Raw genomic sequence first — 12,357 nt, 5'->3', positions numbered from 1 at the left:
TTGGGGGGGCGTTGGGAACCCGAGCCTGCGCCGCTCCGCCTATCGACACGACCGCGAAGGCCGACACGACGAAGGTCGCGATCGTCGCCCAGGCGATCGAGCGCCCGCGCGATCGGCGCCGCATCGACGGCCCCCGCCCCGGCGGACTCGCCGAGGGGCGCGACGTCGAGCGCCTCCGCGCGTGATCCGCACGTTTGGAAGGTGTCGAATCGGACGAAGCAGAATCCAGCTCCGGCAGGTCGCCTGCCTGCATCGGCTGGGTGTCCTGCGAGCTGAGACGCTGCCGCCGGGCGACCTCGTCCTGGGTGAGAACCCGCTGCTCGTCCTGTCGTGCGTGGCGTGCGTGCGGCGTGTTCATTTCGTGTTCGCTCATGGCGCCCCCGTTCGGTCTGCGAAGGACTCAAGTGCAACCCGGAGGGGAGCGGCACGGTAGGGCCGAATGACTGGGTGCCGCTAACACGCTGTGGATTTCGGTACAAGCCCTCTACAGGGGGACAAACGGGTGATATGCCTGAGGCATCCGCGGGATTCACTCCGGCGGAGAGGGTGGGGATGAAGAGATGGCTGGGGAAGAGCGGCGAGGGCTGCAGGGGGCGGAAGCTTCCGACAGGTGGCACCGTGACGGCACGGGAACCAAGGTCTTCGTGGTGAACGCGCGGGAGATCACACGGCGTGGTCTGAGGGCGCTGCTGGACGAGGATCCGGACATCGAGGTCGTGGGGGAGGCGGAGTCGCTCGCGTCGAGCGTGCGCGACATCGTCGCCACGCACCCGGATGTCGCGATCATCGACGTGGCGATACCGGCGAACGGCCCGCTTTCCGGCGAAGGTGCACGCGGTGAGGTGGCGACGGTGGTGTGCGTGACATTCGGGCGCTCGGATGACGAGAAGCTCCGACGGGCGGCGCAGGTCGATGGATCGAGCGCGTACCTCAGCGATGACGTCGGCGGCCGCATCCTGCGCGAGATCGTGCGACGCGTCGCACGCGGGGAGCCGCTCGCAGAGTTCTCGGCGCTCGCGTCGCGGGTCGAGGCCGAAGACGCCCCGCGCCTCACGATGCGCGAGCACGACGTGCTGCGGCTCATCGCACTCGGCCTGACCAACAAGCAGATCGGCGAACGGCTCGGCCTCTCCGAGAAGACGGTCAAGAACTACGTCTCCGGATTGTTCTCGAAGCTCCACATCGCACGTCGTGCGCAGGCGGCCGTCTACCAGGTCACCCACAGTGAGCCGCTGGGCTCGGGGGGCACGGGCGGCAGGCGCGCAGTCACCGCACCGCCGCGCGTCGGCCTGCGCCCTCACCGCTCGTGATCTTCCGGAGGCTTTCGGCCCTGGGCGGCCGCAGCGCGGGCACGGTGAGGTGAGTCATGACCGAGTCGGCGGGGCTGAGGGGGAGAGGATCCGGTGACTCCGACGGAGGGTTGCTGGACCGTCTGCTGCATCGCCGTCAACCCGCGCTGAATGTGGCCATCGACGAGGGTGAAGGCCCCGTCGTCGTCCTCCTGCACGGCATCGCGTCGTCGCACGTGACGTTCGAGTTCGTCGTTCCGCTTCTGCGTGCGGATCATCGCGTCATCGCTCTTGATCTGCTCGGGTTCGGCGGGTCGTCGGCGCCCGAAGGGGCCACCTTCACCCTCGATGAGCATGCGCTGTGGGTGCGCCGCACCGTCCGGCGTCTCGGGCTCACGGAGCCGATCGTGCTCGTCGGCCACTCGATGGGGGCGCTCGTCGCGAGCCGGTTCGCCGCCCGCTACGCGCACCGCGTGTCGCGGCTGGTGCTCGTGAGCCCGCCCATCTACCTCCCGCCCGATGTCGTCGGCGATCCGGTCGATCGCGCGGCGATGAGGTTCTACCGCGAGGCCTACGACTACCTGCGTGCCAATCCCCGGTTCACGATGCGGGCCGCGAGCGTGGTGGGCCGACTGTCGCCGATCAAGGACAACCTCCTGATCAACGAGGGCAACTGGACGCCGTTCGTGCTCTCGCTGCAGAACTCGATCGAGTCCCAGTCGGCGATCACCGACATCGCGACGGCTGACGTGGAGACGCGCGTGGTCTACGGCACCCTCGATCCGTTTGTGGTGCCGGGCGCGATTCGCCTCATCGAGCGGCTGCGCCACGTGACCGTGCAGAGGGTGCCGGGAAACGACCACGTCGTCCGGCCTCGGATGGCGCGCGCCGTCGCGGCGGCGGTCGACGGGCGGCCGCCGGGCAGTTCAGCGGTCCAGGGCGGCTCAGGGGCTGAGTGAGCGCCAGCTGTCCACAGGCGGGCGCAGGTTGGATCGCACGGTGAAGGTGCGTGCATGCGAGCGCGAGTACACCGACCGGAGCTGGTCGATTCCGTCGGGTCCGGGCGCCTCCTCCCGCCAGGGTCGGTTCTCGACCCGGAAGATTCCGTGGCCGAGCGTGACGAGGCGACGCACCGGTCGGACCGGCGCGTGCGCATCCGCACCTTCGACGCGGATTCTGTCGGGAAACGCGCTCGCGGCGCTGGAGGCGACGATGGCGTGGTCGGTGCGGATGGGGGCGAGGATCAGCTCATTGCCGAGGAACACCGCCAGCGCCAGGTGCCTCGCGTAGTCGGCCGTGTGGGTGGCGGCCATCGCGACGATCGCCACGACCCCGAGCGGCTCGACGAGGCGGACCCGCAGCCGGCGCGGCTCGATCAGCTCGACCAGCGCGAGGGGCCGTTCCTCGTACGCTGCGGCCACCATCCGCAACGCTGTCGCGAATTCATCGCGTGAGCGGTGAATCGCACGGGTGGCCGCAAGCGCCATCCCCGAGGGCGACTGATCCATGCGGTCAGTCTGCGACCGCGCGATGCGGCGACAGAAGTGCCGAACGGCCCCGCGGGCAGGGGTGGGATGCCCGTCGTTGGGCCGGTCTCACGGCGCGGGAGGTCCGTCCGGTGTGGGTATGATGGGCAGGCAATGTCTGGAGACGTCGCATAGTCAGGCCTAGTGCACCACCCTGCTAAGGTGGAGTCCCCCCAGGGGGACCGAGGGTTCGAATCCCTCCGTCTCCGCCACGAAGAAGCCCCGCTCCGGCGGGGCTTCTCGCATTCCTGGGCGAGCCCGCGCCGGAGCTGAAGACCCTGTCCATCGTTTGACAGAGTCCGCCGTAGGCTTGGGGGTGAGGTCGCGGCACCTCGCGACGAGGAATCGGCGGGTATCTTCCCCGCCTCGCCGCGACGCCGCTCGAGTCGCAAGGGGGAGACAACGCGATGGCGCGTGCACGGTGGACGGCAAAACGCTGGTGGATCGTCGGAGGCGCGATGGCCACGGTCGTCGGACTGATCGCCGCCTACGTCGTGATCTTCGCGATGCCGAAGTACGGTGAGTTCGACCAGCGGATCGAGGCGGGCTGCGAACCCGTCATCGTGCTCGCCTTCCGCGGCAGCGGCGAAGGCAATCTCACCCCCGGTGTCACCGCCAACTCCGGCGCACCCCACCGCTACGGCGACAGCGACCTCGTCACCAACGGCTGGGAGGGCGTCACCCTCGACGGTCTGTTCGATGCGCTCTCCACGACGGTGTACGGCGGCTTCGAAGCCGACCAGATCCCGGTCGTGTCCATCGGCCCCGCGGGCGAAGATGAGCCCTTCGGGTATGAGGCGATCCGAGCGGAGTTCGAGGCGAGCTCGCTCGACTCGGCATTCACCTACTCGTCATCCAAGCTGCTGCACTCCGCTTCGCGCGGCGCGGAGGCGGCGACGCACCTCATCTCCGAGCACCTGCGCGCCGCTGAAGGATGCCCGATCGAACCGAAGTTCATCGTGGTCGGGTACTCACAGGGTGCGATGGCCGCGCGCCACACTGCCGAGCTGAACCAGGACGACGTCATCGGCGTGTTCACCATCGGCGATCCGTACCAGCAGGCCGAGGCGCCCGGCGTGCGGGATGCGGGTGCCGTGGGAACAGGGATCATCCGCTGGAAGGCCGATGAGGCCCAGCGCGCCGCACTCGACGCCTTCTACCGTGCCGTCGGGCACCACTCCGGGATCTGCCACGCCGACGACCCCATCTGCCAGTTCGTGCCGTTCGCGGCGCTGGTGCGCCTGGCGCTCGGCGACTACGCCCCGCACCTCGACTACTACTCCGACGGGTCGGCCCCGGAGTCGCGGCAGGATGCGCTCGAGATCGCCCGGCTCGCGGCCGAGCGGTGGAAGCTGGCTCTGGATGCCCAGCGCGGCGGATCCTCGCTGGGTTCGGCATGCGAGCGAGCCAGCGAGGCAGCGCCGGCTCTGCGCACCACCTCGCTGGCTTTCGCCGGCACACCCACCCTCGTCTCGGCATCCGCCTCGGCGCGCGGATGCGACGGCGTGCGATTCGAGTTCGATCTCGACGGCGACGGCACGTTCGAGACGACATCCACCACGGGATCTGTGTGGGTCGACTTCGGGGAGCCGGGCATGCGCGGCATCGGCGTGCGGGTGACCCATCCTGTGACGGGGCCAGGGCCCGAGCGGCGGATCACCGTTCCCGTCGCCCCCGCGGGATCGGGAGACCTCGACTTCGACGAGACCGGTCTGCGCACACCGCCGCCCGCAGCGGAGCCGACGACGCCCGTCGCCGATCCGCCGCCGCCGCGCACGGCGCGCCCACCGGCCCAGCGGCCCGCGCCCGCGCCCGCTCCCGCGCCCCCGTCGGCTCCTGCTCCCAACCCGGAGCCCGAGCCGAGCCCCACCCCGGCGCCGAACCGCGGATCGCTCGTGATCGATCCCGATCCCCTCTACAACTACTGGTACTTCGTCGCACGCGGAGCCGGATACCCGCCGGGGGTCGAGCTGCTCGTCTCGTGGGCGGAGGAGTACGAATCCACTGTGTGGACGGATGAGTCGGGCGGGTTCGACATCGAGCTGGATGCGGGTCCCGCGGCGAGCCCGAAGCTGCTCATCGTGGAGAGTGTCGAAGGTGCCGTCGAGGTCTTCCGCGACGTGTTCGAGGTCGAGGTGCTGGAGGGGGCCTTCGACTGACGGAACAGCTGAACGAGGAGGCCCCGGTGGATCTCTCGCCGGGGCCTCCTCGTTTGTCGGCAGCTCCCGGTCCGCAGGTGAGCACCGATCACAGTTGGACTGTGTCCAAGTTCGTGTGACACTAGTGCGTTGCCCCTCGTCGCCCATCATTCGGAGTCATCGATGACCACCCTCCGCACCATCTCCGCTGCCGCTGCCGCACTCACCACAGCGGGCGTCTCGACCCTCGGGTTCGGCGCCGATGCCGCACACGCCGCCGCCCCGCAGGTCGCGTGCGACGCGGGCGGAACGCTCATCGCCGCCGACATCTGCGAGCTCGCCTTCACCGCGACGCCCGGAACGCCGTTCGTGCCCACGACTCAGATGGGAACCCTGGAGGCTCTCCTGGTGGGCGCGGGCGGCGACGCGGGGGCGCCGTCCGAACCCAACGACAGCCAATACGCGGCCGCTGGCGGTGGCGGCCAGGTGACGATCATCGACGCGACCGGAGGCGAGGCCGTCGAGGTCGTCGTCCCAGCTCCGGGAGTCTACGGAGGCGTCACCGTCGACGGCACCGCCCACGGCGTCGCGAATGGATCCAACGGTCGCGCCACGTCGAACGGGAACGGCGGCACATCCGGTGGTGGCGCTCTCGGCACGAGTGCATCCAGCCTCTCGGGCGGCGCGGGCGGAGGCGCCGGCGGCGCAGCCTCCGGCATCCATGGCGGTGCAGGTGTCGTCGTGGCCGATCTGGCGTCGAGCGGCTCTCTCTTCGCAGGGGACACACGCTGCTTCGGCGGCGGAGGTGCGGTGCTCGACCGCAACGAGGAACCCGACGAGCTCTTCGGCCGGCCGGGCTGCGGTGGGGGGAGTCTCACCGGCCGGGATGCCGCGGGAGTCATCGCACCCGCTGCGAACAGCGGTGGCGGCGCGGCCGGCACGACCGTCACGGGTGACGGTGTGGCGCGCGCGGGCGCCCACGGGTTCGTCGCCCTGCGGTGGCGTGTGGTCGAGTTCCCTGTCGCTTTCGTGATGAACGGGCACGGAACCGCCCCCGCAACCCAGATCGTCTCGGTGGGCACGGCGCCGACCGCTCCGGCTCTGCCCGCGGCCGAGGGCTGGGAGTTCGGCGGCTGGTTCGCCGATGAGGCTCTCACGGTGCCTGCCGACTTCTCGCAGCCCATCACCGGCTCGACGGCCTTCTATGCGAAGTGGACGGCCGCTCTGGCGGCGACCGGTGCCCGCGATGCCACCCCGCAGCTCGCGCTCGGAATCGCCGGTGCGCTCGCGGGCGTGGTGCTGCTCGCCGCGATCCGGATGCGTCGCCCGCGCGAGAGCTGAGCTTGGGGCTCAGCGTTCGGCGTAGCGCTCCGAGAGCTCGCGGCGCAGCGGCTTGCCGGCCTCGGTGCGCGGGATCGCATCCAGGCGCGCGAGCAGGGTGGGTGCCGCGGGCCCGAGTTCGGTGCGCAGGTGCTGGATGAGCGCCTGGCGGTCGAAGTCCTCGTCGGTGACGATGGCGAGGCCGATGCGGTCCACTCCCTCGGTCGTGGGCGTCGCGAATCCGCATGCGTCGCGGACCCCGGGGAAGCGCAGTGCCGCGTGGTCGAGTCGCACGGGGTCGAGCTTCGTGCCGCCCGCGTTGATCTGCTCGGCTTCGCGCCCGAGCACGGTGAGCAGGCCGTCGGCGTCGAGGATGCCGCGGTCGCCCGGGTAGAACCAGCCGCCTCGGAACGCACGCAACGTGGTCGCCGGGTCGCCCAGGTATCCGTGTGCCATCACGGGGGAGCGGTGGCGGATGCGGCCCGCCTGGCCAGCGGGGAGCGGCTGATCGTCGTCGCCGACGACCTCGATCACGGAGCCGGGGAGCACGCGCCCCGCGAGGGCGGGCTGCTCGATCTGGTAGACGCCGCGCGTGCCGGGTCCCGCTTCCGTCGATCCGTACGAGACCGTGATCGAGCATCCGCCGGTGATCTCGAGCATGTTCTCAGCGGTCGTGGGGGACAGCGTTCCCCCTGAGACGGCTACGGAGTCGATGGCCGGAAGGCCGCGGCCCTGCCGTCGGGCTTCTGCCATGATCGCGGCGAGCTGCGCGGGAGAGCCTTTGAGGTGGGTGATCCCCACGGTGTCGATCAGCTGGATGAGCTCGGCAGGCGTCGAGCTTCCCGCGCTCACGTAGGGCTGGCCCGCAGCGACACTCAGCATGAACTCGCCGAAGCCGCCCGCGCCCGAGGTGCTCATGAGGTTGAGCGTGGGGCCGCCCGTGAACCATGACGGCAGGCCGCGCATGAGCATGTCGTACATGCGGGTGTCGATGGCGATCGCCTTGGGGGTGCCCGTCGTGCCGCTCGAGAAGATGATGCGCAGGGTGTCGATAGGCGCGTCGCTCGGCCGGATGCCGTAGGGGTTCTCCTCGATCCGGCGGAGGAACGCGGCGTCGACGTCGATGACGGTGCCGGCTCGCGGCCCATCTGGGCGCGTGGTGAAGGTCCAGGAGACGGGGAGCGATTCGGCGGCGTCGAAGCCGCGGGGCAGCATGGTGCTGATCGCGGCCTCGTGGTAGATCGCCTCGACGAACAGCAGCCCCAGCTGGTCGGGCAGGTCGAGCGAGACGATGTCGCCGGGGCGCACGCCGATGCGGCGGAGCTCATAGGCGATCTGGGTGGCGGCGACGAGTGCTGCGGCGTTGGTGGTCGTGTGCTTCGCCGAGAGGGAGAAGATCCCGTTCGGCGCGTTCTCGGCGTTTCGGCGCAGGTGCTCGAACGGGCGGGGGGATGACACGTCGCCAGAATAGCGGTAGTTGATATATCAACCATGCCGACGAGGTGGCGGTATCGAGCGGCGGACACACACTCTCCACCCGCCATAACCAGGATACGGTCGAGGGTGGGGCTTGCCACAAGGCCCCCTGTGGGGCGCATGCTCGACGTTCCGCTGCGAGAGGACCTGCTGCTGTGACCGGATCGACCTCCGTCTTCTCCCTGCCCTCCGCGCTCGCCGCCAAAGCGGACCCTGCGCTCATCGGGGCCGACGAGGAGCGCTTCGCCGTCATCGCCGAGACGCGCGCGCGCCGCGTCGCCGACCTCGAGGCGCAGCTCGCTGAAACCCTCGCCCGCGAGGGGGGCGAATCCCCGCATGCCGTGCAGCGCGACGACGAGGTGCGGCGACTCTCCGCGCAGCTGCAGGCGCTGCGTCGGGTCGGACTCGACATGGTCCTCGGGCGCATCGTTCCGGCAGACGGCGGCGCGCCCGTCTACATCGGCCGCTTCGGGCTCACGGATGCCGACGGTGAGCGACTGCTCGTCGACTGGCGCTCGCCCGCCGCCGAGCCGTTCTTCGCCGCGACCCACGCCCAGCCCGAGGGTCTCGCCAGCCGCCGCCGCTACCGCTGGAGCGGCGGGCGCGTCACCGACTACTGGGACGAGGTGTTCACCGCCGAAGGGCTCAGCTCCACCGCCGCGCTCGACGACCAGTCCGCCTTCATCGCGAGCCTCGCCGCCAGCCGGTCCCCGCGCATGCGCGACGTGCTCAGCACGATCCAGGCCGATCAGGACGCCATCATCCGTGCAGGATCCCGCCGTGCGCTCGTCGTCGATGGCGGACCGGGAACCGGCAAGACCGTCGTCGCCCTGCACCGAAGCGCCTACCTGATCTATGCCGACCCGCGCCTCGCGACCAACCGCGGAGGCGTGCTGTTCGTCGGACCGAGCGCGGGCTACCTCTCCTACGTGTCGGATGTGCTGCCGAGCCTCGGCGAAGACGGCGTCCAGCTGTGCACACTGCGTGAGCTCACCGCCGAGGGGGCGCACGCGCGTCCCGAATCCGACCCCGAGGTGGCGCGCATCAAGTCGGATGCGCGCATGGTGCGTGCCATCGAAGCCGCCGCGCGGTACTACGAACGCCCGCCCACACAGCCGCTGCCCCTCTTCATCGAGGGCGTCGAGCTGTGGATCGACCAGGGCGACTGGGAGGACGCGTTCGATGCGCCCGACCCCGGGACGCCGCACAATGACGGGCGCGACGCGGTGTGGGAGGCGCTCGTCGGCATCCTCATCGACAAGCTCGACATGCCCGAGGTGCCCGAGCGGCTCATCCGTCGCGCGCTCGCCCACCACCCCGACCTGCGCCGCGCCTTCACCCGTGCGTGGCCCGTGCTCGACCCGGCGGGCGTCGTGGGCGATCTGCTGTCGGTCCCCGCGTTCATGCGGCTGTGCGCACCCTGGCTCACGCCCGAGCAGGTCGAGCTGCTGCACCGCGAGGATGCGCGCGCCTGGACCGAGGCCGACCTGCCGCTCATCGACGCGGCGCGCATGCGCATCGGCGACCCGGAGCGCATCCGCGTGCGCCGCCGCCGGGAAGCCGCGCTCGAACGCGACCAGGAGATGCGTCAGCGCGTCACGGATGATCTCATCGCGGGCGACGACGACGGCGACGGGCTCGTCACCATCCTGCACGGCGAGGATGCGCAGCAGAGCCTCATCGACGAGTCGCTGCTGCCGAGCCTCGCGCCCGACGAGCTCGAGGGGCCGTTCGCGCACATCGTCGTCGACGAGGCGCAGGAGCTCACCGATGCCCAATGGCAGATGCTCATCCGGCGCTGTCCGTCGAAGAGCTTCACGATCGTGGGGGACCGCGCGCAGGCGCGGCACGGATTCGCCGAGACGTGGGTGGAGCGTCTCTCCCGCGTGGGCGTCACCGCGGTCGAAGTGGCGCACCTGAGCGTCAACTACCGCACGCCCGCCGAGATCATGGCCGAAGCCGAACCCGTCATCCGCGCCGCACTGCCGGACGCGAACGTGCCCACCTCGATCCGAGAGAGCGGCATTCCCGTGCGCCACGCCTCGGTCGCCGAGCGCGACGCGATCCTCGATGCCTGGCTCGCCGAGCACCCGGAGGGCATCGCGTGCGTCATCGGAGACCCGACGTTCGCGTCGCGGCCGCGCGTGCGCTCTCACACACCCGAACTCTCGAAGGGTCTCGAGTTCGACCTCGTCGTGCTCGTCGACCCCGAGAGCTTCGGCGAGGGCATCGAGGGGGCCGTCGACCGCTACGTCGCGATGACGCGCGCCACCGAGCGGCTGGTCGTGCTCACCCGCTGAGGGGCGCGGCCCGCGCCGGATGCGGCAGGATGATCGCGTGATCGCCGCAGATGCATCCGCGCCCGTCGTCATCGTGGGGGCGGGGCCCGCAGGACTCGCCGCCGCGCGCGCACTTCGGCTGCGCGGCATCCCGTACCTCCAGTTCGAGCGACACAGCGACGTGGGCGGGCTCTGGGACATCGACAACCCCGGCACCCCCATGTATCGCTCGGCGCACTTCATCTCGTCGCGGGACGCCTCGGGCTTCTTCGATGTGCCGATGCCGAAGCGCTACGCCGACTATCCGTCGCGCCTCGAGATCCTCGAGTACACGCGCGCGTTCGCCGATCGGTTCGGGCTGCGCGACGGCATCCGCTTCGGTGTCTCGGTCGACGCGGTGCGGCAGGAGGACGACGGCTCCTGGACGGTCGAGACCTCCGCCGGGGTCGAGCGCGCCGCGGCCGTGATCTGCTGCTCGGGTGTCAACTGGGATCCGCGGATGCCGGAGGTGCCGGGTGAGTTCACCGGGCAGGTCATCCACTCCCGCGACTACCGCGACGCCGCCGAGTTCGCGGGGCGACGCGTGCTCATCGTGGGGCTCGGCAACTCCGGCGCCGATATCGCGTGCGACGCCGCGACGACCGCCGAGGCGGCGTTCATCAGCGCTCGCCGCGGCTACCACTTCGTGCCGAAGCACATCCTCGGCAAGCCCACCGACGAGAACAACTCGCTGCCGCTGTGGGCCGAGCGCGCGCTCTATGCGGTCATGCGTCCGATCGTCATCGGGGATGTGACGCGCTGGGGTCTGCAGAAGCCCGACCACCGGCTGTTCGAGACGCACCCGCTGCTCAACACCCAGCTGCTGCACCATCTGCAGCACGGCGATGTGCGCGCGAGGCCCGGCATCGAGCGCTTCGACGGCGACGGTGTCGTGTTCGCGGATGGCTCGCGTGAGCAGGTCGATCTCGTCGTCTTCGCGACGGGCTACGACATGTCGATCCCGTACCTGCCGGCCGACTACCTGCCGTGGCAGGGCGGTCGCCCGCGCATGTATCTCAACGCGTTCGCGCGCGAACGCGAGGGGCTGTTCGGAGTGAGCTACATCGAGACCAACTCGAGCGCGTACACGCTCTTCGACCACGTGGCGAACCTCGTCGCCTCGCATCTCGCGGATGTGCGCGACGACCCGGCGCGAGCGGCGCGGTTCCGCGAGCTCGCGTCGACCGACGATCCGGATCTCACGGGTGGCATCCGATTCGTCGAGTCGGACCGGCACTCCGGCTATGTGGAGGTGCACGCGTTCACGAAGGCCATCGCGCGCACGGTGAAGCGCATGGGGTGGAAGCCGCTGGCCCCCGGCATGTTCGCCGCTCTCGAGACGCGGGCCGCGGATGCGCGCTGAGCGGCCGCTCGCGCTCGTCACGGGCGCGGCGGGTGGCATCGGCACGGGGGTGTCGCGGATGCTGCGCGAGCGTGGCTTCGAGGTGATCGTCGTGGACGTGGATGACGCGGCCGTCGTCCGGGCGGTCGCCGCCCAGGACGGCGACGCGATCGGCATCGCGTGCGATGCGCGCGACGGTGCCGCGGTGCGCGCGCTCGCGGAGCGCATCCGGGGTGAGTGGGCGGGGAGGCTCGAGGTGCTCGTGTGCAACGCCGGCATCATCGTGCCGGGCGACGCGGCAGATGCGACCCCTGATGACCTCGACACCCAGCTCGATGTCATGCTGCGCTTCCCCGTGCACCTGCTCGCAGCGGGCGCGGCGGCGATGCGCGCGCGTGGCCGCGGCCACCTGCTCGCGACGGTCTCGATGGGCGGAATCGTGGCACTGCCCGGATCCGCGACCTACTCGGCGGCGAAGTCGGGCCTGCGCGCCTACCTCTGGGCCCTGCACGCCGAACTCGCCGGCACGGGTGTCAAGGTCTCGGGCATCTATCCGAGCGGCGTCGACACGGCCATGCTCCGCCACGAGGCGACCCACGGCGGCTCGATGCTCAACTTCGTCGGGAAGGTCTTCACGGTCGACGAGGTCGTGCGGGCCTATGCGAGGGCGCTCGACCGCGGGCGGCTCGAGGTGTACCTGCCGGTGTCGGATGCGATCTCGTCGCGCCTGTCGTCGTTCTCGCCCGCGAATGCGAACCGACTCATCCCGCTGCTCGAGCGATGGGGCCGCCGCGGCCACGCGAAGTACCTCGCGCGCATCCAGGCCGACTGACCCATCCACGAGGGTCCCCTGGGATCGTTGACGCCACACAACCATCGGCGTATAGTTGACCCCTCTCAACCGTTGATCTCTGTCAACGATCTGCGTCAGTGACGACGCCCTCCACG

10 protein-coding genes and 1 tRNA gene are annotated in these 12,357 nt (G+C 70.5%); 9 read left to right on the top strand and 2 right to left on the bottom strand.

Going from position 1 to position 12,357, the window contains the following annotated elements:
• Positions 1-11: 11 nt before the first annotated feature.
• From HCR12_RS12720 to HCR12_RS12710, 3 genes are all read left to right on the top strand, one after another.
• Positions 12-185 carry a hypothetical protein gene (locus HCR12_RS12720; RefSeq protein ID WP_166866981.1) on the top strand — a complete coding sequence of 58 codons (174 nt, stop codon included), beginning with the start codon at positions 12-14 and terminating at the stop codon, positions 183-185.
• A 375-nt stretch (positions 186-560) separates the two neighbouring features.
• Positions 561-1,310, top strand: coding sequence for a response regulator transcription factor (locus HCR12_RS12715; RefSeq protein WP_166866979.1), 750 nt, complete (start codon positions 561-563; stop codon positions 1,308-1,310).
• 56 nt (positions 1,311-1,366) lie between these two features.
• On the top strand, positions 1,367-2,248 hold the full coding sequence (locus tag HCR12_RS12710) for an alpha/beta fold hydrolase (protein WP_166866977.1): 882 nt from the start codon (positions 1,367-1,369) through the stop codon (positions 2,246-2,248).
• Here HCR12_RS12710 and HCR12_RS12705 read toward each other — a convergent pair.
• Entirely contained in the window at positions 2,234-2,797 is a 564-nt protein-coding gene (locus tag HCR12_RS12705; protein ID WP_191412339.1) for a hypothetical protein, read from the bottom strand. The two genes, HCR12_RS12710 and HCR12_RS12705, sit on opposite strands and share 15 nt — an antisense overlap.
• A 138-nt stretch (positions 2,798-2,935) precedes the next feature.
• Here HCR12_RS12705 and HCR12_RS12700 point away from each other — a divergent pair.
• The 3 genes from HCR12_RS12700 to HCR12_RS12690 all read left to right on the top strand — a co-directional run bounded on the left by HCR12_RS12700 (position 2,936) and on the right by HCR12_RS12690 (position 6,294).
• Positions 2,936-3,027: transfer RNA gene (locus tag HCR12_RS12700), tRNA-Ser, on the top strand.
• A 195-nt stretch (positions 3,028-3,222) separates the two neighbouring features.
• Positions 3,223-4,974 carry a cutinase family protein gene (locus HCR12_RS12695; protein ID WP_166866972.1) on the top strand — a complete coding sequence of 584 codons (1,752 nt, stop codon included), beginning with the start codon at positions 3,223-3,225 and terminating at the stop codon, positions 4,972-4,974.
• Between the two features lie 162 nt (positions 4,975-5,136).
• Complete coding sequence (locus HCR12_RS12690) at positions 5,137-6,294, top strand: InlB B-repeat-containing protein (protein ID WP_166866969.1); 1,158 nt, start codon at positions 5,137-5,139, stop codon at positions 6,292-6,294.
• Positions 6,295-6,303: 9 nt separating this feature from the next.
• Here the strand turns inward: HCR12_RS12690 and HCR12_RS12685 are convergent, their stop codons facing one another.
• Positions 6,304-7,731 carry a class I adenylate-forming enzyme family protein gene (locus HCR12_RS12685; RefSeq protein ID WP_166866967.1) on the bottom strand — a complete coding sequence of 476 codons (1,428 nt, stop codon included), beginning with the start codon at positions 7,729-7,731 and terminating at the stop codon, positions 6,304-6,306.
• A gap of 173 nt (positions 7,732-7,904) precedes the next feature.
• On the opposite strand from HCR12_RS12685, the gene helR reads away from it, so the two are divergent.
• The 3 genes from helR to HCR12_RS12670 are packed head-to-tail and all read left to right on the top strand — an operon-like array spanning position 7,905 to position 12,241.
• Positions 7,905-10,049 carry an RNA polymerase recycling motor ATPase HelR gene (gene helR, locus HCR12_RS12680; protein ID WP_166866965.1) on the top strand — a complete coding sequence of 715 codons (2,145 nt, stop codon included), beginning with the start codon at positions 7,905-7,907 and terminating at the stop codon, positions 10,047-10,049.
• 37 nt (positions 10,050-10,086) lie between these two features.
• The gene (locus HCR12_RS12675) at positions 10,087-11,430 is read left to right on the top strand and encodes a flavin-containing monooxygenase (protein ID WP_224763511.1); all 1,344 of its coding nucleotides are present in this window, start codon (positions 10,087-10,089) and stop codon (positions 11,428-11,430) included.
• Positions 11,420-12,241 carry an SDR family NAD(P)-dependent oxidoreductase gene (locus HCR12_RS12670; protein ID WP_166866961.1) on the top strand — a complete coding sequence of 274 codons (822 nt, stop codon included), beginning with the start codon at positions 11,420-11,422 and terminating at the stop codon, positions 12,239-12,241. Before HCR12_RS12675 ends, HCR12_RS12670 begins: the two co-directional genes overlap by 11 nt.
• Positions 12,242-12,357 lie beyond the last annotated feature (116 nt).

The organism is Salinibacterium sp. ZJ70 (assembly GCF_011751865.2).
Lineage (GTDB): Bacteria > Actinomycetota > Actinomycetes > Actinomycetales > Microbacteriaceae > Homoserinibacter.
This window is presented reverse-complemented; position numbering and strand designations above follow the sequence as displayed.